Annotated in this window: 22 protein-coding genes; 12 read left to right on the top strand and 10 right to left on the bottom strand. The window is 41.6% G+C overall.

Translation table 11 applies throughout. The features are described 5' to 3' along the window. Nucleotides 1–21: 21 nt before the first annotated feature. The gene (locus tag IEY67_RS15240) at nt 22–1,053 is read right to left on the bottom strand and encodes a DUF4934 domain-containing protein (protein ID WP_183672176.1); all 1,032 of its coding nucleotides are present in this window, start codon (nt 1,051–1,053) and stop codon (nt 22–24) included. A 135-nt stretch (nt 1,054–1,188) separates the two neighbouring features. On the opposite strand from IEY67_RS15240, the gene ung reads away from it, so the two are divergent. Continuing rightward, nucleotides 1,189–1,851: a uracil-DNA glycosylase gene (ung, locus tag IEY67_RS15235; RefSeq protein ID WP_183672175.1), complete on the top strand. Its 663-nt coding sequence runs from the start codon at nt 1,189–1,191 to the stop codon at nt 1,849–1,851. Nucleotide 1,852: 1 nt separating this feature from the next. On the opposite strand, the gene IEY67_RS15230 is transcribed toward ung, so the two are convergent. Continuing rightward, nucleotides 1,853–2,791, bottom strand: coding sequence for a DUF1848 domain-containing protein (locus tag IEY67_RS15230; RefSeq protein ID WP_183672174.1), 939 nt, complete (start codon nt 2,789–2,791; stop codon nt 1,853–1,855). A gap of 107 nt (nt 2,792–2,898) precedes the next feature. Between IEY67_RS15230 and IEY67_RS15225 the strand changes: the two genes are divergently transcribed. Further along, nucleotides 2,899–3,666 (top strand): LuxR C-terminal-related transcriptional regulator, encoded by a 768-nt coding sequence (locus tag IEY67_RS15225; protein ID WP_122375101.1) that lies wholly within the window; start codon nt 2,899–2,901, stop codon nt 3,664–3,666. A gap of 36 nt (nt 3,667–3,702) precedes the next feature. Here the strand turns inward: IEY67_RS15225 and IEY67_RS15220 are convergent, their stop codons facing one another. After that, a complete protein-coding gene (locus tag IEY67_RS15220) occupies nt 3,703–4,287 on the bottom strand; it encodes a phosphoglycerate mutase family protein (protein WP_183672173.1) in 585 nt (194 codons plus the stop codon). A 139-nt stretch (nt 4,288–4,426) separates the two neighbouring features. Here IEY67_RS15220 and IEY67_RS15215 point away from each other — a divergent pair, with 139 nt between their 5' ends. Further along, complete coding sequence (locus IEY67_RS15215; protein WP_183672172.1) at nt 4,427–6,526, top strand: HelD family protein; 2,100 nt, start codon at nt 4,427–4,429, stop codon at nt 6,524–6,526. Here the strand turns inward: IEY67_RS15215 and IEY67_RS15210 are convergent. Further along, the gene (locus tag IEY67_RS15210) at nt 6,481–6,906 is read right to left on the bottom strand and encodes a pyridoxamine 5'-phosphate oxidase family protein (RefSeq protein WP_183672171.1); all 426 of its coding nucleotides are present in this window, start codon (nt 6,904–6,906) and stop codon (nt 6,481–6,483) included. The genes IEY67_RS15215 and IEY67_RS15210 overlap by 46 nt on opposite strands. Before the next feature lie 89 nt (nt 6,907–6,995). Next, on the bottom strand, nt 6,996–7,871 hold the full coding sequence (locus tag IEY67_RS15205; protein ID WP_183672170.1) for an AraC family transcriptional regulator: 876 nt from the start codon (nt 7,869–7,871) through the stop codon (nt 6,996–6,998). Between the two features lie 90 nt (nt 7,872–7,961). On the opposite strand from IEY67_RS15205, the gene pncB reads away from it, so the two are divergent. Both pncB and IEY67_RS15195 read left to right on the top strand, forming a co-directional pair. Then, the gene (pncB, locus tag IEY67_RS15200; RefSeq protein WP_183672169.1) at nt 7,962–9,143 is read left to right on the top strand and encodes a nicotinate phosphoribosyltransferase; all 1,182 of its coding nucleotides are present in this window, start codon (nt 7,962–7,964) and stop codon (nt 9,141–9,143) included. A gap of 119 nt (nt 9,144–9,262) precedes the next feature. After that, a complete protein-coding gene (locus IEY67_RS15195; protein ID WP_183672168.1) occupies nt 9,263–11,443 on the top strand; it encodes a sensor histidine kinase in 2,181 nt (726 codons plus the stop codon). On the opposite strand, the gene IEY67_RS15190 is transcribed toward IEY67_RS15195, so the two are convergent. The 3 genes from IEY67_RS15190 to IEY67_RS15180 all read right to left on the bottom strand — a co-directional run bounded on the left by IEY67_RS15190 (nt 11,427) and on the right by IEY67_RS15180 (nt 14,622). After that, on the bottom strand, nt 11,427–12,056 hold the full coding sequence (locus tag IEY67_RS15190; RefSeq protein ID WP_122353727.1) for a glycine zipper family protein: 630 nt from the start codon (nt 12,054–12,056) through the stop codon (nt 11,427–11,429). The two genes, IEY67_RS15195 and IEY67_RS15190, sit on opposite strands and share 17 nt — an antisense overlap. A 104-nt stretch (nt 12,057–12,160) precedes the next feature. Beyond that, nucleotides 12,161–12,709: a nitroreductase family protein gene (locus IEY67_RS15185; RefSeq protein WP_183672167.1), complete on the bottom strand. Its 549-nt coding sequence runs from the start codon at nt 12,707–12,709 to the stop codon at nt 12,161–12,163. 86 nt (nt 12,710–12,795) lie between these two features. Continuing rightward, nucleotides 12,796–14,622, bottom strand: a complete 1,827-nt coding sequence (locus IEY67_RS15180) for a DNA polymerase III subunit gamma/tau (RefSeq protein ID WP_122375095.1) — start codon at nt 14,620–14,622, stop codon at nt 12,796–12,798. Nucleotides 14,623–14,692: 70 nt separating this feature from the next. Between IEY67_RS15180 and IEY67_RS15175 the strand changes: the two genes are divergently transcribed. Both IEY67_RS15175 and IEY67_RS15170 read left to right on the top strand, forming a co-directional pair. After that, nucleotides 14,693–14,998: an FtsB family cell division protein gene (locus tag IEY67_RS15175; protein WP_122353730.1), complete on the top strand. Its 306-nt coding sequence runs from the start codon at nt 14,693–14,695 to the stop codon at nt 14,996–14,998. Beyond that, nucleotides 14,998–15,324: a hypothetical protein gene (locus tag IEY67_RS15170; protein ID WP_183672166.1), complete on the top strand. Its 327-nt coding sequence runs from the start codon at nt 14,998–15,000 to the stop codon at nt 15,322–15,324. Before IEY67_RS15175 ends, IEY67_RS15170 begins: the two co-directional genes overlap by 1 nt. A gap of 200 nt (nt 15,325–15,524) precedes the next feature. Here the strand turns inward: IEY67_RS15170 and IEY67_RS15165 are convergent, their stop codons facing one another. Further along, nucleotides 15,525–16,130, bottom strand: coding sequence for an OmpH/Skp family outer membrane protein (locus tag IEY67_RS15165; protein ID WP_122353732.1), 606 nt, complete (start codon nt 16,128–16,130; stop codon nt 15,525–15,527). Between the two features lie 389 nt (nt 16,131–16,519). On the opposite strand from IEY67_RS15165, the gene IEY67_RS15160 reads away from it, so the two are divergent. The 5 genes from IEY67_RS15160 to IEY67_RS15140 all read left to right on the top strand — a co-directional run bounded on the left by IEY67_RS15160 (nt 16,520) and on the right by IEY67_RS15140 (nt 24,283). Beyond that, a complete protein-coding gene (locus IEY67_RS15160) occupies nt 16,520–17,992 on the top strand; it encodes an aminoacyl-histidine dipeptidase (RefSeq protein WP_122353734.1) in 1,473 nt (490 codons plus the stop codon). Nucleotides 17,993–18,142: 150 nt separating this feature from the next. Next, nucleotides 18,143–19,660, top strand: coding sequence for a hypothetical protein (locus IEY67_RS15155; protein WP_183672165.1), 1,518 nt, complete (start codon nt 18,143–18,145; stop codon nt 19,658–19,660). Between the two features lie 12 nt (nt 19,661–19,672). Next, complete coding sequence (locus IEY67_RS15150; RefSeq protein WP_183672164.1) at nt 19,673–20,719, top strand: endonuclease/exonuclease/phosphatase family protein; 1,047 nt, start codon at nt 19,673–19,675, stop codon at nt 20,717–20,719. A 7-nt stretch (nt 20,720–20,726) separates the two neighbouring features. Then, nucleotides 20,727–22,412, top strand: coding sequence for a M23 family metallopeptidase (locus IEY67_RS15145; RefSeq protein ID WP_183672163.1), 1,686 nt, complete (start codon nt 20,727–20,729; stop codon nt 22,410–22,412). 122 nt (nt 22,413–22,534) lie between these two features. Then, nucleotides 22,535–24,283 carry a phospho-sugar mutase gene (locus tag IEY67_RS15140; RefSeq protein ID WP_122353738.1) on the top strand — a complete coding sequence of 583 codons (1,749 nt, stop codon included), beginning with the start codon at nt 22,535–22,537 and terminating at the stop codon, nt 24,281–24,283. Between the two features lie 99 nt (nt 24,284–24,382). Here IEY67_RS15140 and cdd read toward each other — a convergent pair whose 3' ends face one another. Beyond that, on the bottom strand, nt 24,383–24,856 hold the full coding sequence (cdd, locus tag IEY67_RS15135) for a cytidine deaminase (protein WP_183672162.1): 474 nt from the start codon (nt 24,854–24,856) through the stop codon (nt 24,383–24,385). Nucleotides 24,857–24,909 lie beyond the last annotated feature (53 nt).

Raw genomic sequence — 24,909 nt, 5'->3', positions numbered from 1 at the left:
TTCTTAATTAATTAAAAGTTATCATTGTTTCAGCTTGGCATAAAGTAGATAATTATTATCGTTCTCGGTGATACCTGTCTGTACCTCAGTAAGCCGCTTCCGCATCCGCTCCGAAAGACGGTCGGAACGAAGTGCCTTCTCAATCTTTTCCGTTAATTCTCCGGGATCGAGGCAGCTAGAGAAGTATCCCTCTTCTAATACAAAAGGGCTCTCAAACCGATCTCCACCAAAGAAATCATTTTCCAAAACATAGTACGCACCTTTGAGTGTTTGCTTATCCACAATATAGTAGGTTGGAATTTCACCGCCCAATCTCCGCAGGGGATTTCCGTTCTCATCTTCTGTCGACTGCCACCATTGACCGGTAGCCTCACCCACATAATAACCTGGCCAATCCTGATACATATGCGGTTTTAGTGCATCACCTTTAAAATTAGCTGTAAAACGGGGAATCAATTTTCCTTTCTCCAAATCCACTTCATAAAGTGAATCCAATTGAGCTTGTGGTATCCAGAAACTCAGATCCACATGCTCTTCGTTTTGGCAGGAAAAGATCGTTACACCCCGAAAATCGAAATTTAACCGTTCGGTAGGAAACTCATAAATCAAATTTCCATCCATATCCTGCATCCAGACGCACGAAGAGAAATTATTAGGCTGCGGCGAAGCTAATACCAATAGCGTATCCCCCCGCAATGCAAGCTTCCCTATTACCCTTTCATGCACCAAAGGAACAGAAAGACAGGGTTTTCCCCCAAAGTTATACACTAGCAGCTTACTCCCGAAAAATGGAAGTATATAGATACGTTGACTGGCCTCATCGATCAACATATGGTATACTGATTGATATTCACCTGGTCCCTGTCCAATATTCCCGACATCCGCCAGATAGTTACCTTGTCTATCAAATAGCTTAAAAGGTGTATTTCCAGACATCCCTGTCACGATATAATTATCCGAGACACGTGCATAAGGAACACCGGTCAGCGCCTCATCTCGTCCATCAAGCTTAACGATCTGAAGTTCCTCTGTGAAATAACTCAGCGGAATCACTACCGTATCTTTTAATAATACATTTTGAAAGGAAATGAATAAAGTTTATTTTATATCTTTGCTAAAGAAATCAACCCACACAAAATCGCAGATGTACTGTATTTCATGAGTTTTTTTCTTTTAATTACCTTTTATATGAATGTCAGGATTGAAGAAAGTTGGCGATTACGCTTACAAGAAGAATTTGACAAACCATATTTTGAAAAATTGGTTACATTTGTCAGGAATGAATATAAACAGTCTCAGGTACTTCCTCCGGGACATCAGATATTTCATGTATTCGATGCCTGCCCTTTCGAAAAAGTGAAAGTGGTCATTTTAGGACAAGATCCTTATCCTAATCCCGGCCAGTATTACGGCGTTTGTTTTTCTGTTCCTGACGGGGTTGCAATCCCTGGTTCGTTAGTCAACATTTTTAAAGAAATACATGACAGTCTGGGTAAACCCATTCCTACTTCCGGTAATTTGGATCGGTGGGTAGCACAAGGCGTGTTTCCTATGAATTCAGTCCTTACAGTACGAGCTCACGAGACCGGCTCACATCGAAATATGGGATGGGAAACCTTTACAGATGCAGTCATAAAAAAGTTAAGTAATGAACGTAAAAATCTGGTTTTCATGTTATGGGGGAACTATGCAAAAGAGAAAAGATCTCTTATCGACGCAAATAAGCATCTCGTATTAACCACAGTGCATCCTTCTCCCCGTTCCGCAGATCATGGTTTCTTTGGCTGTAAACACTTCTGTAAAGCAAATGACTATTTACGGGATAAAGGAATAAAAGAAATCGATTGGTAAACTAAAACAAAGAAAGCTGACCATTGATAAGACTTTTCATCTCTCTATCTTTCACAATATTTCCCTCCCTTACATCACCAATCAGCATAGGGGAATTCTTATCATGTTTCCTGCTGTTAAATTCGGCAGTATTATAGTTTCCCTTAATGGCATAACAATAAACGCAACCGTTAAGACAGCTTTCGTAAGTACCGATGTCGATACTCTCTATACAATTACATACACTTCGCTGGTTTTTATCTTTCCGGGCAGAAATAGGATAACCGCAAATATTCTCTATCAGCTTTTTATCGACACACATTCCACCAGGTATTCCCAGATGAGTAAGATCTACTTTATTTGTACAGGTATCGAACTCTATGGTAGAAAACTGATCCATAGTCTGCTTAAAGAATATAGCCATTTCCTCTATTTCTTCTTTCTTTAAAGGATGAATATCCAATTTACCGACTTCATTACGAATATGTTGATAATGATCGATAAATCCGAGCATACATCTATTCGTATGATCTTTGAGGGCATAAGCAATCTCTGCAAATGCTTCTTTATGAAAAGAAATATCATACTTTTTATTAGTCAATAGAGGATCATATCGCCAGATGACTTTCTCTTTTCCTATCTTATCTGAAAGCCGCTTAAAAATTTCAATCCGTTTCTGTACGGCAGGTATATGGTTTTCAATATCTTCCCCATAAGGATTCAGGGTAAACTGAAAATAATATTTATAATCCTTCAATCCATCTAACCGATCTATCAAAGGATTCGGATTTTTTGTCCAAAAGACAATACAATCAATAACAGTCGGACTTAAATCTATCCTACTGACCATTTGGGGATTATACGGATTAGGGACTAATACATATTTTTCTTTAATCCTATTAAAAAAACATTCCGAATAAAAGGCCGGAATGTCCGTCCGCCTACTTGCACTTATGATCATACACTCGCTCCATATCAAATAAATTAGTTATGTTTGCAAAGCTAAATAAACAACTGTAATATAAACTATCCGGTTCTGTTAATTTATTGGATTTATAATCATATCCTATGAAATCTACTGATATTACCCGCGAAGAATTGTGGGCACAGCAAAACTTATCTGCGATGGAGATCGACTATTCTATCTGGGAACGTGACAGGTCTATGCTTCATCAAATGTCAAAGGTCAGTCACACTTGCACATTTGTTGTCGATGTATATAAATGTAAATACACCTTTGCCTCTTCCAATTTTGCTGATTTATTAGGATACGACCGCCATAAAATAGCCACTCTGGAGAAACAAGGAGATTATCTGGAATCACGTATTCATCCCGATGACCGCCAACAACTGGCAGACCTCCAAGTTAGGCTGGGACAATTCATCTATAGCCTTCCCGTCGAAAAACGAAATGATTATTGCAATATATACAGCTTTCGTATCCGCGACACCCGGCAACAATATATACGTGTCAGCAGCAAACAACAGGTTCTGGAACAAAGCTCCAGCGGAAAAGCATGGCTCATACTGGGGAATATGGATATATCTCCCAACCAGAAAGAATCCGGACAGGTAGATTGTACCGTTATCAATCTCAAAAACGGAGAAATATTCTCCCCTTCCCTGTTAATCCGTCCGCACACAGACCTTACTTCACGGGAAATAGAAATATTATACCTTATACAACAAGGTTTTTTGAGTAAAGAGATAGCCCATCGGCTTTGTATCAGTATCCATACCGTCAATATCCATCGGCAGAATCTTTTACGCAAATTAGGAGTACAAAATTCTATAGAAGCGATAAAAGCGGGAATAGAATCCGGCTTGCTTAGTTAGAACAAATCTACTGCTGCCTCAAAATAAACGGATATTTTACGGCATCCATTCTACAACCCCTGTTACCGGATGCTGTTTTCTCCATTCTTGAAAATCTGCATAATTCCTAATCCCATCCCGAATAACAGCTTGATAATACTCCACACCTATTATCTTTTCAGTCTCAGGCGTTTCATCTTTCAATTGCAAAATAGCCAATCTAGTTTCATCAGTCAGAAGTAACCCGATCCGCTCAGCTACTTTTTCAAAATAACCGTCATAATGGGAACCTTTCCGAATGTGGATCATATCGATCTGCCAAAGTTCATCATCGGGTTCCTGATACCAGGCATGCCACTCTACACATTCCTCAATAGTATGAAGCAGGTTTACACATTCTATTTTCCTGATAAACGGATTTTCTGCCAACTTGGCCATCGCCTGAAAACTACCGGACAAACTCAATGAAGAAGAATAAATATGAAAATCAATATCCCGGTGTTTCATCAATAAACCGGTACGCAAGGACCCAACCAGATTAACTTCTGCTCCTATGCTCTCCCATGCCTGGATAATACCACTGTTTTCTACAATTTTCCAGGCTTTTTGTTGGTTCAGTCGCGCTATATCGAGAATATTCATCTTTCATTTTTTTTTAATCAGCATGTAAAAATAAAAAAAAGCCTTGATATATAGCTATAAATAACTATTTCATACCCGGAGATCCCAGACTAACTTTGCCCACCCTTTCGAATCTTTTTTAATATAAAATGAGACAGTTATGATATTCAACAAAACAGAAGAACAGGAAAAACAATATCTACAACAAATACTGGAGATCATTAACGATACGATCAACAACACGGATAAGTCGGTTAAAGAACATGTTGACACCCTACAGGAACATAAAGACTATCTATGGTCGAACAAAGATATCGACCCTCACGAAATCCGCTCCATGAGAGAAAGTATCCTGAATCATTTTGCCCTGGGCGAGAACGTGATCGATAAGCGTAAACGATTGAGTAAGATATTGGACATCCCTTATTTCGGCCGGATAGATTTTTGCGAGAAGAAAGAAGGAAAGCTAACCACACCCATTTACATAGGAATACATACCTTTTACGATCCTCTAAGCCGTACCAACCTGATATACGACTGGAGGGCTCCGGTCTCAAGTATGTTTTACGACCATGAATTAGGAGAAGCATCTTACATCTCCCCGTCCGGTGAAGTTTACGGCGATATGTCACTCAAACGTCAATACCGTATCCGTAAAGGGCGGATGGAGTTCATGATTGAAAGTTCTTTGACCGTTCACGATGATATATTGCAGAAAGAACTCAGTGCCAACGCAGACGACAAAATGAAAAACATCGTCACCACTATCCAACGTGAACAAAACCGGATCATCCGAAATGAAGATGCCAGCATACTTATCATACAAGGAGTAGCAGGTTCGGGTAAAACTTCCATCGCATTGCATCGTATCGCTTATTTACTCTACGCATTAAAAGGAAATATTTCATCAAAAGATATTCTTATTATTTCCCCCAACAAGATTTTTGCCGACTATATCTCCAATGTTCTTCCCGAACTTGGCGAAGAGACCGTACCGGAAACCAGCATGGAACAAATCCTTTCCAGCATACTTTACAACAAATACAAATACCAAAACTTCTTCGAACAAGTATCGGAACTGCTGGAAAGACCGACTCCGGATTTTATTGAACGGATACAATACAAGTCTTCACCGGACTTCGTTCTACAACTGGACAAGTTCATCCTTCACATAGAAAACACTTATCTTCATGCTACAGATGTAAAGCTAAACAGGTACATCACCATCCCGGCTGAATTCATAAAAGAACAGTTCAGACGATTCAACCGTTACCCGATGCGCCAACGTTTTGAGACGATGACGGAATATATTATGGAAATGATGGCCATTCAATATAACTTCAGTGTAACTACTGCAGAGAAAACCCTGTTGAAAAAAGAAATAAAAAAGATGTTTGCCGGAAACAACGATCTGCAAGTATATAAAGACTTCTTTGAATGGGCCGGAAAACCAAAGATGTTCAAGACACGCAAAAACCATACACTGGAATATACAGACCTTGCCCCGCTTGCCTATCTTCATCTGGCATTGGAAGGGTATCCTCCCCATTCTCCAGTTAAACATCTGCTGATAGATGAGATGCAGGATTATCCCCCCATACAATATAAAATAATCCAAAAACTTTACTCCTGCCGGAAAACAATCCTTGGTGATACATGCCAATCAGTCAATCCCTACGGATCATCGACAGCCGAAATGATTCGAAAAGTATTTGCGACAGGAGAAATTATGAAACTTTGTAAAAGTTATCGTTCCACCTTTGAAATAACAGCTTTTACACAAAACATCCGACCGAACACAGACCTGGAACCTGTTGTACGTCATGGGGAACACCCCCGAATACTCCGGTTTCAGAATTCTGAAAAAGAGATCGACGGCATTACCGAATTGATCTCTCTATTCAGGAAATCCAAATACAAATCACTCGGAATCATCTGCAAAACAGAAACACAAGCCAGAGAAATAGCCGATAAGCTTCTGAAACATACAGATAATATTTACTTCCTGTCCAGTCAAAGTTCAGCTTTCGTGAAAGGCATTATCATCACTTCCTCCCACATGGCAAAGGGCCTGGAGTTCGACGAAGTGATCGTCCCCCAGGCTAATAATAAAAATTACTGCTCGGAAATTGACAAAAGCATGCTCTATGTGGCAGTAACACGGGCAATGCATAAATTAACAGTGACGTATTGGGGTAAACCCTGTGATTTTATCTATATTTCCCCAACACTAAAATCTTCCGACTTGAACCCACTATAATATCTTCCTGAAAAGGCGGTGAACTTCAAGACACAATAATCAGGATCGGTGACACCTTCTTTATAATACATCGTGTCACCGGGTTCCCAAATCATTTCCTTGCTTGCCGGGTCTGTCAACACTTCAACCGTACCTTTCAACATAACTCCCCTGAAAAAACGTCTGTCACAAAAGTAAATACTGGCACGATTATTTTCCCGGAACTGTGCCACACGCATAGAGGAAGTATTGGTTGAAAAGTAAAATATCCGGATTCCTTCCCGGTTACGGGGCTGCAACATCGCTTTGATATTTGGAAATCCTTCCCGGTCGACCGAACCGAGGAATGCCACTTTTTGTTTATCGACGAGGTTTCCTATCGTCTTCCCTGAATCTCTCATAATTAAATTATTATTTGTTCTTGATATGGCAAAGGTATGGTAATGAGACTTTCGGGATACAACACAAAAAATGGAAGAAATGTCACTTTTTACGGTTTATGCGTTTTACGATATACCAAAGGTGTTTGGCCGGTATGTTCACGGAAAGAACGGACAAAATAGGAAACCGTATCATAATTAAGTGAAATGGCAATCCCGGATACAGGTATATCTGTATAGGTGAGCATTCTTTTTGCCTCTTCCATTACTTTGCGATGGATATACTGTTTGGCACTTACCTGCAGGGAAATCGTAACGATCTCATTCAGATAATTCGGAGTGATACATAACCTATCGGCATAATATCTGACAGAACGATGTTCTTTAAAAGACTGCCCGACATAATGAATGAATCGGCTGATATGAAGGTTACTGCTTTCTTTAGGAATGCTTTCCTTCGTACCTTTTTCAATATAGATCCTGTCGAGCAGCATAAGTATTTCGTATAATTGCGCCCTCAATAAGTGATCTCCATGACGACCATACAAACCGATCTCTTCTTTTATATTGCTTACCAACTGCAGCAAACGCTTGAAAAGAGATTCTTCCGGATGAAGCCTGGCTGCTATTTTTCCTGGATTGAAATACGAAAGATGCTGGACAAACAAATCATCTTTAAAGAAAGAAGACAAAAACTCATTTTCAAAAATCAATGCATAACCATTCATAATATGATCTTTGTCCCAGTTACGTATTTCGCCGGGTTTAGAAAAAAACACATCGCCGGGGCAAGCTTCGTACAGCAGATTGTCGATAGAGAAATCACCTTTCCCCTCGGTAATAAACGTAATATCATGGTAGGTCAGCGTATGAATAGTTCCGGTTTTCAGAAACTTTTTGATATCTTTTAGCTGGACAACATCTATCAATAGCTCACTACCGTATTTATTTTTATAGAACGTATATCGTGATATTTCATTTTTCATGATCACAAATATACCCATTTATCAATATCCGACGGTTTCTTTGCCAACAAATACTAACTTTATCGCGTTATAATAAGAAAAGATTGAAGGATGATTGTCAGGACGATATTAGATACAGACCTCTATAAGTTTACGACCTCGTATGCTTATATCAAACTATTTCCTTATGCGATGGGACGTTTCAGTTTCAAAGACAGGGACGAAACAGAATATACGGAAGAGTTTCTGGAAAAGCTCAAAGCGGAGATCGATAACCTAAGCCGGTTAATACTCACGTATGAAGAACTGGAGTATATGACACGCAGCTGCCGGTTCTTGCCCCGTGTTTATTGGGAATGGCTTTCCTCCTTCCGTTTCGATCCCGGAAAGATCGAAGTCTATCTGGACGAGGCACATCACCTGCATGTCGAAGTCGTAGACTATCTTTATAAAGTGACGTTGTATGAAGTTCCTCTACTTGCAATCATCTCCGAAATAAAAAATAGTTTTTCAGGAAATATAGCAGACCCTGAGCTTATCTTTTGTAAGCTCTCCAAAAAAACAGGACTCTCCAATGAACGGCAATTACCTTTCTCGGAATTCGGTACGCGCAGAAGATTTTCATTCGATGTACAAGAGGCAGTGATCGATTATCTCAGCAAAAATGCCCGATATTGTACCGGTACATCCAACTGTTATTTCGCCATGAAATTCGGGATGAAGATGATGGGAACGCATCCGCACGAATGGTTCATGTTTCATGGAGCACAATTCGGTTATAAACATGCCAATTACATGGCGCTTGAAAATTGGGTCAATGTGTATGACGGTGACCTGGGAATCGCGTTGTCCGATACATATACTTCCGATATTTTCCTATCCAACCTCAGCCGCAAACAGGCAAAATTATTCGATGGCGTCCGATGTGATTCAGGAAATGAATTTGAGTTTATCGACAAACTGACAGCTCGTTATAAAGAATTCGGCATCGATGCAACCACCAAGACGATCGTATTCAGTAATGCACTCGACTTCGGGAAAGCGCTTGAGATTCTCGACTATTGTCATGGAAAGATCAGATGTGCTTTTGGCATCGGAACGAATCTTACGAACGATACTGGTTTCAAACCGTCCAATATAGTAATGAAATTATCCCAATGCAAAATGAATGTCAACCAGAAATGGCGGGAATGCGTCAAGTTATCGGATGATGTGGGCAAACACACGGGAAACCCACTCGAAGTGCAAGCTTGCCTGTACGAATTAGGATTATCCTCCTCTCCAATTTCATAAAAATAGTAAAAAGCGTTGAATATTGGTAGCTTTAGTTATCTCATAAGAGATGAAATATCAAAAATAAGCATTTAATTTGTAGCCACATTGAGGGTAATATTTTGGCTATATAATTTGATATGATCAAAAGCTACATTTGGCGGATACATTTCCGCATAAGCAGACCTGCATTATTAGTCTATCTGATACTGGCTGCTTTTATTTTTACAGTTGAGTTTCCTCTGTATGCAGAAAACACAATTGGTAAAAAGGATATAGAATTGCTGGAAGACAGCCTGGCCAAAGAACTTGATGCCATGCCACGCGATAGTTTTTACCTATATAAAATAACAGGACTGGAACTACTGTTGTTTGATTCTCCCCGTTTCCTATACTATGCGGAATTAAAAGAAAAGGAGGCCTGGCGGCAAAATCGACTGGGTTTCGTATGTGAATCGTTCAGTGACAGAGCTATCTATTATGTAAATAAGAATAATATAGATTCTTTTTATTTCTGGAAAAATAAAATGGACCCTTTGGCTTTGGAAAATAAAGAATACAACTATTATTTCTATCTGGCGAACTTGGAAGTTCAAATGTTACTTGAACAAAAACAAATCCAACAAGCGATCCGGACCGCCCAGAAAATGTATGACACAGCCAGGCAGTACGATAGCCTGGAGGGATTGGTTGCATCCAATATGGGACTTGGATCGGCAATGAAAGAAGCAAAAAGGTATAAAGAGGCAATAGCATCTTTTGAAACAGCCTTCTCACTAATCCCTCTCGAAGAAACCCGGTGGAAAGCCTGGAAAATGGATATCTGCCAGAATCTGATCACAATTTGTAGTATCACCAATGAATATTCAAAGGGATTGGAATTTATCAGGAGCAATGAAGAACTGATAGAATTCATTAGGAAACAAAAGGTTGACAATAGTGAAAAAAAGAGCTTTCTCATGAACGAATGGGTAGATTTACAAATATGGAAAGCTAAATTCTATACCAAACTCGGAAAGACTTCCGAAGCATTGAACATTCTTGATGAGATAAAAAGAAATTATCCGGATATAGCAAACCAAAAACAGCAGAATTACTTTTTGGCGATGGCCGATTATTTTGAAGCAACCGGCCAATATAACCAAGCCCTGGACACATTCCAAAAAGCTTGTGAGTTTATGAAGCAGACAAACTCCGATCTCAATCCTGCAATCCAGGAACAAAAGGCCAGACTACTGGGTCTTGCCGGATTCCAGAGGGAGGCTATTGAAGAATATCAGAAACTGAATGTTTTAAAAGATTCAATCAATAGTGCATGGCTGGACTCACAGCTAAATGAATTCAGGACAATCTATGAAACAGATCACCTAAAGCTGAAAAACAATGAGCTTGAACTTAAATTCAAACACAATCAATTGACAACAAGCTACGTTTTACTTATTGTAGTAATTATAGCCTTGTTATATATATCCATACTTTACCTTCATATCGCGCGGACGAAAAAGAAACTTGAGAAATCAGAAAGCGAACTGATACAGGAAAAGAAAGAACTGATCAAGTCAAAAGAAAGTTTGCGAATTGCCAAGGAAAAAGCCGAGGAAATAAGAGATATGGCCCTCAAAGTTGAACGAAAAGAGTCATTCTTCGCCAATATGAGCCACGAAATACGTACGCCATTAAATGCAATCGTCGGTTTTTCAAACCTGTTGGCATCCGATGAAGAGATAGATCCGGAAGAACGAATATTATTCATCAATACGATCAACCAGAATTGCGAGTTATTGCTGAAACTGGTAAACGATATACTCGACTTGTCACGCATGGAGTCGGGAAAGATGTCTTTCTCATTCGAAAACTACAATTTATCTCAACTATTATCGGAAATATACAGTGCACATCAGCTCTCTGTCCCCCGGAATCTGGAATTCATAAAGTCTATTCCGGAAAAAGCGATATTCGCCCGTGTGGATAAAACAAGATTAAGGCAGGTTATTTCCAATTTCATTAACAATGCTGTCAAATTCACACAGGAAGGACATATAAAGATCGGTTATCAGCTGGAGGAAATAAACCAAAAGATCGTATTATTTGTAGAAGATACCGGACAAGGAATTCCTGAAGAACATCAAAAAAAGATATTCGAACGTTTCTACAAAATGGACGATACCGACAAAGGGACCGGATTAGGTTTGTCGATCAGCACGGTCATCGCCGAAAAACTCGGAGGTCATCTTGAACTCCGTTCGAAAGTCGGTGAAGGAAGTTGTTTCTCCATCGTACTACCATACGATAAAGAATTAAATATTAATATCTTCCGGTAGGCAGCGTAAAGGTTTCTTTATCCGTCAGATAACCATCCGCAGATTTCAGTCGTACTGAAAGGACTATCTCACCGGTTTTCAATTTTGGGGAAGCATGCAATGTAATCGTATAGCTCACCCGCTTATTCGGTTGTAACTGGCGGATCATAACAGGTTTGGACAGTTTCACATATTTACTGCCCTGCTCTATCTTAATAACCGGTTCGACATTATAAGCCGTCTGTCTGCCTTCATTAGACAGGATAAACGAAATACGACAAGTTTCTCCCGCATCTACGATCTGGTTATTGTTCCTGTCTTCCAAATAAATATCTTCTATAACGACATAAGGTAATTGATACTCCCTGGCACTTGTCGTGCTTCTGCTATTACGCTGATTTTGAGAAGCAGCCGCAGTAGCACCCAAAACCGTACCTCCAACCGAGCCCACAAACGACCCGATCGCTTCCCCGCGATATCCCCCGGCTGCATGACCGATTACCGCACCGGTAACCGTCCCAGCCAGCATCCCGACTTGAGAACCAACGATTGTCCTCGATGTCGGATCCATTGTCGCACATCCCGTACAAAGTACGGAAGCCATCAGTAACAGGATATAATTCTTCATGCCCATACAAATCAACGTTTTATTTATCCGCTAAAATACATATATTCAGGGAATAAAGCCTAATCAAAAACACGATAATATTCGTCTAAACAGAAAACAGGAGCTTGTATTTACCAACGATTGAAATGGAGAATCTCCGGTTTATACTTATTTTTCGGAGTGTCGCCGTGTAAAGGATAGCCTATCGGAATCAGATTCAGCGGAACGATCAATTCCGGTAAAGCCAATTGCTTACGGACAATCTCAACGCGATCTTCCTCCGGATAAACAGCAGTCCAAACAGCACCTAAGCCCATTGCCTCAGCCGCTATCAGTAAATTTTCCGTTGCAGCAGAACAATCCTGAATCCAGTATTCATCCTCCAAACCATTATAAGCTTTACTCAAATCACCGCATACAACAATTGCAGCAGATACCTTAGCAGCCATTTTCGCATAAGGTAATAGAGCCGCAAGTATGTCGAGCGTAACCCGATCGTCGATCACGATAAATGCCCAGGGTTGTTTATTGACCGCCGACGGTGCAGACACGGCAGCCTTCACCAATATTTCGAGTTGTTCCCGGCTGACCGGCTGGTCAGTATATTGGCGAACACTTTTACGGCTCATTATCGATTTAAGCACAACGTCTTGTTCTGATTTCATAAGATTTGTATCCATACAATTATTCTTTATTACAACTCAACTAAGATTCACTATATAGATAAAACGCCGGGAAGACTAATTTTGTTTTGTATCACCCAAAATCAATCCAGCGTCAGGTTAAACTCATCCTTCAACTTGGCTAGAACCGGATTCACGCTTAACAGATGTTCAAATTTTTCAGTAGAAGTATAAGCCAGATGTTTCTCATTGGTTTCCACAATCCGTACACGCATCTGTATACGTGTATTCTTCAACTGAATACGTAGGTAGTTCAATAGATCCACACAGCCATTGCTCAACTCATCCTGCTGGCCCGGATTATGAACACCCACTTCAAAGAAATAATTCTCCTGCAAAACGGGCTTGCAATTGATCATGGTATTTTTCAGGTACACCTTCTTATCGATCATCCCGCTAGCAGCATAAGCATCCCAATAATGAACCAGATCTTCTTGCGAAAAAGGGTTTACCATTTCCTGTACAGTCCGGCTCTCTTGTTGTGTCATCTGGTTTTTCGGTTTTTCAACACCGATTTCTTTCAGGGAAGTACTCAAATGAGGCGGACGTGACGTTTTTTTAGGAGAAGAAGCCGAAGGTCCTTGCGGAATAATGGTTGCCGATGAAGGCATATTCGTCGTTATCACCTGCCCATTACCGCCATTCATTCCGGCAGTTTGCTGAGGCATGTGATTAGCCATTTGCCCGGGCTGAACCTGCTGACGCATCGGCTGTCCCTGAGAGACTGGCTGCGCCCCTTGAGAAACAGATTGTCCGGGAGCACCGGAAGCGATCGGTTCAATTACTCCTTTTTTTTTATCATCGACAACTTGCCCGGCAGAACTTAACTGGCAAAGCTGGATAAGTGTCAGTTCTAGCAACAAACGTTTATTGCGGCTGGCACGATAATTCAGATCGCAGGAGTTTGCCAGTTCGATCGCTTTAAAAAGCAATTGATCCGGACAACGTTTTGCCATCTCCTTATATCGTTCGCGGATAGAGGCACCGACCTCAAATAATATCAGTGTCGCTTCATCCTTGCAGACCAGCAGATCGCGAAAATGAGCCGCCAGACCGGTTATAATATTCTGCCCGTCGAAACCTTTGCTTAATATTTCATTCAGTATAAGAATAGATGAACGGACATTTCCTGCCAGAATAGCATCGGTAAGACGGAAATAATATTCATAGTCAAGCACGTTCAGGTTGTCGATAACAGCCTGATAAGTAATATTTCCGTTGGTAAAACTGACCACCTGGTCAAAGATAGACAAAGCATCACGCATACCTCCGTCAGCTTTCTGGGCAATCACATTCAATGCTTCCGGTTCCGCCGTTACATTTTCCTGTGAAGAGACATATTCGAGATGCTCCACCATATCCGTTATTGAAATACGGGAAAAATCATAAATCTGGCAACGCGACAAGATGGTTGGCAACACTTTATGTTTTTCGGTAGTAGCCAGAATAAACAAGGCATGATGAGGCGGTTCTTCCAACGTCTTCAAAAAAGCGTTGAAGGCCGCCGAACTTAACATATGTACCTCATCGATAATAAAAACCTTATATTTCCCGATAGCGGGCGGAATACGCACCTGATCGATCAGCGAACGGATATCGTCCACAGAGTTATTGGACGCAGCATCCAGTTCGTGGATGTTATAAGAGCGTTGCTCATTAAACGCCTGACACGATTCACATTCGTTGCAGGCTTCTCCGTCGGTTGTCGGATTCAGGCAGTTGATCGTCTTAGCAAAGATACGTGCACATGAAGTTTTCCCGACACCACGCGGTCCGCAAAAAAGATAGGCATGAGCGAGCTTGTTACTTTGTATTGCATTTTTTAGTGTAGTGGTAAGAGACTTTTGCCCTACGACACTACGAAAAGTAGAGGGGCGGTATTTTCTTGCCGATACAATATAATTGTCCATTCTTTGCTTTTTTATTAACAACACAAAGATATACAAAATAATTCATTTATCTTTGCGAAAACGAAGTTCCATGTCACGCATAAAAGACTTTTACAACAAGTATCTATCCAGGATAAATGCCTATTGGCTGGTTATCATCGGATTTCTGATCCTCACTTTTACGGTGGGCGACAGCAATTTGTATAAGCGGTATACGTATGACGAAAAGATCCGCAGCCTGGAAAGAGAGATCAAACATTATCAGAAAGAAATTGAGATAAACAGTAAGAAACTGAACGATCTTCACACTGACAAGGAAGGTCTGGAACGGTTCGCCCGTGAAGAATATTTCATGAAGAAACCGAACGAAGACGTCTATATCATCAAAAAGAAATAATGAATCAAAAAGCAAGAACAATCATTTTCAATATTGCCGGTTTACTGATACTGGCAGGTGCCGTTTTATTCCTCACCAAGTGGTTTCTGGCACCCTATCTCTTCGCTGTAGGTGCCGCCGGCATGGCGGTCTGTTTCCTGACATTGCCCACTAAAGAAATGGAGTTTCGCGAACGTCGTCTGCACCGCTTCAACATAATAGCTTCCGTTCTGATGATCTGCGCCTCCGGGCTAATGTTCAAGGATATGAAAGAATGGGTGATCTGCCTGACAATTGCCGCCGTCCTGTTACTTTACTCGTCATTCGTATCCGGAAAAAAGAAATAAATCTCCAATTTTTCCCCACAACATTTTTTCATGTGGGGACTTTTACCCACTGCAGTGGGGATAAAGCCCCACCCCAGTGGGGGAAACACCCCACATGTGTGGAACATTTTCTTTACCTTAGCAGAAATAACACGTAAATACATAAAAAAAGCCGTTACAATATGCAACAGCTTTTTCTATATATTATTTTAATCTCTTACTCACTTTCCGCTGGAATAGCTCTTATTCAATAAGTCGATCAATTCGTTTGTGATATCGTAAGCATCGCCGGCCAATAAAATATTATCTTCTGCCGTATTGCTGAAAATTACCTGATATCCTTTATCCTTATTATATACTTTCAATTTTGAAACAACAGTATCACGAAGCTGTTCGTTCAATTTCTGACGTTCCAACAATAAATCCTGTGATAATTTAGCATCCAGATCTTTCAGTTCCTGTTCTTTTTTCATCAAACGTTCCTGTTCCTGTTGTGCTCTTTCACGAGTAAGGAAGGCATTATTTTCCATTTTACGATAGAACTCCTGCACTTCGGTTTGTAAGGTACGTGCCTGCTGCGTTACATTTGCACGTGAATTTTCTTCTTTTTTCAGGAGCTGTTCGTTCAGATCCTTGAAATAATTATAATTAAGCAAAAGCGAATCGACATTCACATAAGCGATAGGGAGCAGACTGGTAGTATCACCATCTCCGGATGCAAATGTTTTTGTTACTGTCGATTCTTTCTTGTCGGAAAATTGCATTATGAACAATATCACGACAGCCACCGCGAGCACACCATTAATTACGTAGTTAATGTTCTTCATAAAGTGTAAATTAAATCCTTATTTTATTCTTCTGTTTCTTTTACTCTATCATATAGATTCTTTTGCCTGGCCTGTTCCCGGTCTTGCGTCTTGGCACAATGTATACCTTTTTTACCTAGTGCTCTGTTACCTCCCACATGCGTATTCGGGAACCTTCCCCCTTTCTTGAATATCACTTTTATAGCAAGTAACACAACACAAATAACAAGAATTATGACCGTAAGCAATATCGTTGTAAGCATTTTCTCTATATTTGTGGACGCAAATATAAGAGTTTAAGTGATTATAAAGTATCTTTTTGGTATTTAATTCTACTTTTTTTCATACATAACTCAGAAAACGATCACATTATTAACTATAGAGTAACATCTGTAATATATTGTAACATTATGAAGATTACTGACTTAAAGCCTGAAATCGTTTGGAAGTTCTTCCATCAGGTAACACAAGTGCCCCGCCCTTCAAAGAAGGAAGGCAAAATGATCCAGTATCTGGAATCGTTCGCTAAAGAGTATAAAATCGTCCTGAAAAAAGATACAGCCGGAAATATCCTGATGTCGAAACCGGCAACGCCCGGATATGAAAACCTGCCGGTCGTTATCCTGCAGTCTCATATGGATATGGTTTGTGAAAAAAACAACGGAACAGTCCACGACTTCGACAACGATCCGATCGAAACAATCGTTGACGGTGACTGGCTGCGTGCCAACGGAACGACACTGGGTGCCGACAACGGCATCGGTGTAGCTGCCGAACTCGCCATCCTGGCTTCCGACGATATCGAGCACGGACCGATAGAATGCCTGTTCACTGTTGACGAAGAAACAGGTCTGACCGGAGCAAAAGCACTTGAAAAAGGATTCATGACCGGCGATATCCTGCTGAACCTGGATAGCGAAGACGAAGGGGAAATTTTCATGGGTTGTGCCGGAGGAAAAGACACGCAGGCTGTGTTCCATTGCGAACAACGTGCAACCAATCCTAATATGTTATATTTCAAAATCAATATTAAAGGATTGAACGGCGGACATTCCGGAGGTGAAATTCATAAAGGATTGGGTAACGCCAATAAGGTATTGGTTCGCTTCTTATATTTACTGAACAATGAAGCAGATTTCACCCTATGTTCTATCGAAGGAGGAAATTTACGCAATGCCATTGCCCGCGAAGCACACGCAGTGATCGGTCTGTATCCGGAAGATAAAGAACAGGTTCGCGTCCTGCTCAACAACTATACTGCCGATATAGAAAATGAACTGAAACATGTCGATCCGAACGTGCAGATCACCATGGAATCGACTGACCGTCCGGAATTCTGCATAAGCAATTTCGATATGGAAAAGGTTATCTGGGCATTACATGCCTGTCCTCATGGCGTGATCGGTATGAGTCATGACATCGAAGGCCTGGTAGAGACTTCCACCAACCTGGCTTCCGTAAAAATCAAACAGGATGCGGAATCAGAAATGTTCATCATCACAGTAGGAACCAGCCAACGCAGTTCCATCGAGTCATGTAAGAATATGATCGCCAACCAGGTGGCTTCCGTATTCAAACTGGCCGGCGCTGTCGTTACTCATGGCGACGGTTATCCGGGATGGGCTCCGAATCCGGATTCTAAAATCCTGAAAGTAGCACAAGATACTTATAAACGTTTATTTAATAAGGATGCCAAAATCATGGCTATCCATGCCGGACTGGAATGTGGTTTATTCCTCGAAAAATATCCTAATCTGGATATGATTTCTTTCGGACCGACATTAAGAGACGTTCACTCACCGAACGAACGGATCGAAATTAAAACCGTCGGTTTGTGGTGGGCACATCTTTTGGAATTATTAAAAAGCGTACCGGCAAAATAAATTTTAATATTCTACGTTATAGAAAGAGGATTAACACTTTAATCGTGTTTTTCCTCTTTTTTTATGTTAAGGCCTGAAAACATTCTTTATAAATCGTTTGTTTATAAAGAAACAAGAACACAAAGGCATACATTTTAACATTTAGGAAAAATGAAAAAAATTACAGCGCCGTTGCTGATCATATGTACTCTTTTACTCAACCTGTTGGCTGGATGCGACGGGCTGGACGAAAATTATTCGACCAATCCGAATCACCGGTTGAGTTTTTCGACAGATACCTTATCTTTTGATACAGTCTTTACAACGATCGGTTCCGTTACAAAACAATTCATGGTTTACAACAGAAACAACGAACCACTGAATATAGAAAGAATAATACAAGCCTCACCTGCTAGCAGCGGATTTCGTATCAACGTGGACGGACGCAAAGGGGACAATTTTGACAATGTTAGGATTGCCGCCAAGGACAGTATGTATATATTTGTAGAAGTAACTGTCAACCCTACCGGCAAAGATCAACCGTTATTAATTCAGGATTCCATACGATTCAATTACAATAGTGTGACGCAAACAGTGCTATTGGAAGCATGCGGACAGGATGTTAAACTGATCAAAGGTGGCCAGACATTGAGTGAAGATACCCAACTGACAGCAGAACGCCCGTATCTGATATACGATAGTTTGATGATCGATAAAGGCGTAACCGTAAATATAGAAGAAGGAACAATCTTTTATATGCACGACAAGGCCAAAATCATAGTCGATGGCACAGTTATCGCCAACGGCACAATAGAGAAACCGATCATCTTCCGTGGCGACCGTCTTGACTTCATTCTGGACGACCAACTTCCATACGACCGCACACCAGGACAATGGGGAGGCATCATTTTCAAAAAAGAAAGTTTTGACAATGTATTTAATAATGTAATAGTACGAAACGGAAACAACGGCATTACGTGTGAAGCCTCAGATCCCGAAAAGTCCAAATTAAAGATCAATAATTCGCAGGTCACCAATATGGACGGAAATGTTTTGACAGCTATCAACAGTAATATAGAAGCTACGAACTGCGAGTTTACGAATGCCACAGTAGACGTCGTGCTGTTAAATGGCGGCAAATATAGTTTTACTCACTGCACGCTGGCTAACTATATATCTGCCAAAAGCAGGCATTCCACTGTTCAGGAAGGAGAACCGAGTTTTACTTTGCGATTAATAGACAATGCTGTCGATAATAAAATAGGTCCGTATGATCTATTGCAGGCCAATTTCGATAATTGTATCATCGATGGTAGTCTGGGAGCCGGTAAAGAAATTGAAATTTCATCAGGAACCAAGACTACTTTATTAAGAAATAACAATCTGAAATATCATTTCAACCATTGTGTGGTTATGATGGACCAGAACGATAGTGAAAATTTTACCGACGTCATTTTTATTAAAGGAAAAGACGACAGTAAAATGGAATACAGAATGACCGGCGGAAAAACGAACAAATTCATGTATGACTTCCGCCCCGGTAAGGATACATCTCCGGGTGTCGGTAAAGCAGACTTATTCATTTCACAAAAATATCCGATTGACCGGAACGGCGTCAACCGGTTAACGAACAACGGCCCGGATATCGGAGCTTACGAGTTTGTACCTCTGGAAGAAGATGAAAAATAAAAACAAGTATATATGACCAGAACCTTAACTATACTCATTTACGTTCTAGCCTTTCTCACCCTTCCGGCAAATGCCCAATCCGGGTTCAGAGTCATGAGTTACAACGTAGAGAACCTCTTCGACACAGAAGACAATCCGGACAAGAACGACAACGACTTCCTCCCGTCGGGCAACCATCACTGGACACGCGGACGGTATTATCATAAACTCCAGCAGGTAGCGAAAGTGATTAGTGCCGCAGGTGAATGGGATACACCCGCCTTAATCGCTCTCTGTGAAGTGGAAAATGATTCCGTCCTGACCCATTTGCTCTACCGGACACCATTAAAACTGCAACAATACCGATATTGTATGACACATGGTTCAGATATAAGAGGTATAAATTCTGCTCTTCTCTACCAACGGGACCGGTTCGGCTACATCGGTCACAAAGAACATCCGGTTATCTTTACGCACAAAAAACATAAACAAACCCGTAATATTCTCCATGTATGGGGAAAGGTCATCACTTCCGACACTTTAGATGTATTCGTCTGCCATCTCCCGTCACGCTACGGAGGTGAAAAAGAGAGCGAAGCAGACCGCTTCGACGCTGCCCGAACAGTACGTGAGCTTTGCGACTCCTTACTGAGAATTCGCACAAATCTTCAAATCCTGATCATGGGTGACTTCAACGATACACCGGAAAATACCAGTATCACACAAATACTGGCTGCCGAAAAAATCACCACAAGAACGGAGGCGAACAAACTTTATAACCTTTTCGCCGATCCCCACGTCCTGAATCATCCGGGAACACACAAATACCAGGGTGAATGGAATCAGCTCGACCATATCATTGTTTCCGGAAATCTGCTTGATAAAAATTCCACCATGCATGTTGCCCCCGGAAGCAACCGGATATTCATACCGCCTTTCCTGCTTACCGAAGATAAGACCTGGCATGGCAAACGTCCTTTCCGAACCTATTATGGCTTTAAATATGAAGGCGGTTACAGCGATCATTTACCGATCATTACCGACTTTTTACTATCTTTGCCTGATAAAGATTTGAATTAAAACAAACATGCAGAAACATCATATACTGGCTGGATTTCTTTTCTTCGCCGGAATTACAAGCATTACAGCCGAAGCGCAGCAACTTCGCAAACCGATGGATCATCCGGTCTTGCTTAGCGGCAATTTCGGAGAACTAAGAAGCAATCATTTTCACTCAGGAATAGATTTCAAAACACAAGGAGTGGAAGGAAAACCGATACATTCCGTGCAAGACGGTTATGTTTCGCGCATATCAGTCAGTCCGTGGGGATACGGTAACGGCTTATATATCACACACCCGGACGGTACAACGACTGTTTACGGACATCTACAGAAATTCTCCCCGAAGATCGCAGCCTATGTTAAAAATAAACAGTATGAATCAGAGAGTTTCAATGTAAACCTGGCACTCACTCCCGATGAATTGCCGGTCAAGGAAGGCGAACTGGTCGCTTTAAGCGGAAATACCGGCAGCTCCGGCGGTCCTCACCTCCATTTCGAAGTGCGCGACACGAAAACAGAGGAACCGATGGACCCGATCGAGTATTATAAAGAGCTGATACAGGACAGCAAACCTCCCCGGATACAAGGTATCATGATCTGTCCTGTAGAAGGAAAAGGCGTAGTAAACGGTAGCCGCCGGAAACTGGAACTAAAGCCCGTCACCGCCAAGAACGGCAAACAAACATTGACAGGAAAGATCGAGGCATGGGGAGAGATAGGACTGGCGGTAAAAGGTTACGACTATATGGATAATACCTCCAATATCTACGGTGTTAAAGAAATCACGCTGACAGCAGACAGCCAGGTCATCTATCATAGCAACCTGGACCGTTTTGCTTTCGATGAAACCCGGTATCTGAACAGTTTCACAGACTTTGAGGAATGGAAAGAACATCGCTCTTTCTATATGAAAAGCTTTGTCGATCCGGGTAACCGCCTGCGGTTCATTGAAAGTATTAACCGCGGTATCCTGACGGTCGATGAACCCCGTACGTATCATTTAACCTACCGTCTGGCTGATGCATTCGGCAACACCACCCAGCTAACCCTTCGGATTGAAGGGAAAGAGCAGCCTATACCGGAAATCGACACGGATAATACCGAACTTTTCCATTGGTGGAGTGACAACCGTTTCGGAGCCAAAGGAATCCGCCTGAGAATCCCGAAAGGAAATCTCTATGACGACCTGTATTTCCGCTATTCGGTAAAAGAAGACAGCACAGCATTGGGAGCCGTACATACATTGCATAATAAACCGGTCGCCTTACACAAATCAGCCAAACTCTCCCTACGCCTGCAGACAGATACACTGGAAAACAAACAACAATACGGAATTGTCCGCCTGCAAAACGGACGCAGGTCATGGACCGGAGGCGTTTACCGCAATGGCTGGATCGATGCAGATATACGCGAAATGGGCAGCTACACGCCAGGACAAGACATTGTACCTCCGACTATTACGCCGCTCAATCCCGCCACATGGGTCAGCAAGCAAGCCATTTCATTCAGGTTGTCGGACAATCTGAGCGGTGTACAAACATACCGGGGAGAAATCGACGGACAATTCGTCTTATTCGAGATGAACAGCCAATCCGTTATCACTTATCACTTCGATAAAGAGCGGCTGTCGAGAGGGAAACACACATTGGAACTGGTCGTAACAGATGCCTGTGGAAATCAAACCTCTTATACTTATCCGTTTACATGGTAAGAAATAACTTGTCTTTTTTCTTGAAAATAAGGATGCAAGCCATTGTTTACAACAATTAATTTGTATCTTTGTTTTCTCATAAATTAAGAAATAACACATATATAAATGCAAGATATTTGGGTATGGAAAACAACGAACTGTTAGAAATGGTAAGAAGTAAAGCTCAAAGCTGGCTTACCAAAAGTTATGATGCCGAAACAAAAGCAAAAGTACAGGAATTACTGGACAATGAAGATCCGACAGAACTGATCGAATCATTCTACAAAGACCTTGAATTTGGTACAGGAGGTTTAAGAGGTATCATGGGTGTAGGAACCAACCGTATGAATATTTATACAGTCGGTGCCGCTACACAAGGTTTGTCAAATTATCTGAAAAAAGAATTTGCCAACCTGGATCAGATCAAAGTTGTTATCGGACATGACTGCCGTAACAACAGCCGTAAGTTTGCCGAAATCTCGGCCGACATCTTCTCTGCTAATGGTATCAAAGTTTACATGTTTGAAGACCTTCGCCCGACACCGGAAATGTCTTTCGCTATCCGTAAACTGGGATGTCAGAGCGGTATCATCCTGACAGCATCCCATAACCCAAAAGAATATAACGGCTACAAAGCCTATTGGGACGACGGTGCACAGATGATCGCTCCGCACGACCGTAACACGATTGCTGAAGTAAATAAGATCCGCAACGCCAGCGATATCAAATTCAAAGGAAATAAAGAGCTGATCGAAATCATCGGTTCGGAAATTGACAACCTGTACATCGACGCTTTGACAACGATTTCCCTTTCTCCGGAAGCGATCAAACGTCATCACGACATGAAGATCGTTTACACTCCGATCCACGGTACCGGGGTAAAGATCATTCCGGCTACATTGAAAGCATTCGGATTCACCAATGTCATCCATGTTCCCGAACAGGATGTGGTAAGCGGTGATTTCCCTACGGTAATCTCTCCGAATCCGGAAGAACCGGCTGCATTGGCCATGGCTGTTGAAAAAGCAAAAGAAACAGATGCTGACCTGGTACTGGCTTCCGACCCGGATGCTGACCGCGTAGGTGCTGCCGTAAAGAACAACGACGGTGAATGGGTTTTACTGAATGGTAACCAGACTGCATTGATGTTCGTTTATTACCTGATCACCCGTTGGAAAGAACTGGGTAAGATCAACGGTAAGGAATATATCGTAAAAACAATCGTTACCACAGAGCTGATCCGTACGATCGCCGAACGTAACGGCGTCGAACTATACGACGTTTACACAGGCTTCAAATGGATTGCCGATGTAATGAAGAAAAACGAAGGAAAGAAAAACTATATCGGTGGCGGTGAAGAAAGCTACGGATTCCTTTGCGAAGACTTCGTTCGCGATAAAGATGCTGTTTCTGCATGTGCTATTCTGGCAGAAATCGCTGCATGGGCGAAAGACCAGAATATCACCATGTATCAGTTGTTACAGAATATTTACGTACAATACGGTTTCTCTAAAGAAAAAGGTATCTCTGTCGTGAAGAAAGGCAAGAGCGGTGCTGAAGAGATCGAAGCCATGATGAAGAACTTCCGCGAAAATCCGTTACAGGAAATCGCAGGTTCAAAAGTATCTTTGTTCTATGACTATGCATCTCTGAAAGGTTACAGCTACAGCGATAACGAGACAATCACTTTGGATATGCCGACAACATCCAACGTGCTGCAATATTTCACTGAAGACAATACGAAAGTATCTATCCGTCCTTCAGGTACAGAGCCGAAGATCAAATTCTACTGTGAAGTTCATTCCAAAGTAAACAGCCTGGAAGATCTGCCGGAAGCAGAAAAAGCTGCCGAAGAAAAGATCAACCAGATCAAAGCTTCTCTGGGAATCTGATCGGATAACCGGATCAAGATAAAAAACAGGGCAGGAAGTTCGACTTCCTGCCCTGTTTTTATTTCCTACCGGTCATATTAAGACTCCACCTTTTAAAGATCAAAGATTATCTTTACCGAAGCAAAGAGGTAAAAGAGATGCCGCACTCGGCGCCACTACCACCTCCTTCGTCCCACAAAGCAATACCTTCATCGGCCTGTTATAACGTTGTTCCGTTTCCAGCAAAACCTGACGGCAGGCACCACAGGGAGAAATACTTTCTACTTGCTCCCCTCCCGTTGACGCAGCAATCGCCAAGGCTACTACAGGGATATCCGGATACTGATGTCCGGCATGAAACAAGGCAACCCGCTCGGCACACAAGCCGGAAGGATAAGCTGCATTTTCCTGATTACTGCCCGTCACAATCGTCCCATCGGCCAACAACGCAGCCGCACCGACATGAAATTTCGAATAAGGTGCATACGATTGTCCGGTTGCTTTCAGGGCAGCATTCACTAAAGGCAATTCCTCATCCGGGACTTCGTTCAGCGAATATACTGTTATTTGGGTTTCCAGTTTGATTTCTTTCATAAGCTCAATAATTAGACAAACAAAGATAGTAAATTTGTATCTTTGTCCGATAA

Origin of the sequence: Parabacteroides faecis (assembly GCF_014647375.1) — a bacterium.
Lineage (GTDB): Bacteria > Bacteroidota > Bacteroidia > Bacteroidales > Tannerellaceae > Parabacteroides > Parabacteroides faecis.
Note: the sequence above shows the minus strand (reverse complement) of the source record. Positions and strands in the feature narration are given on the sequence as shown.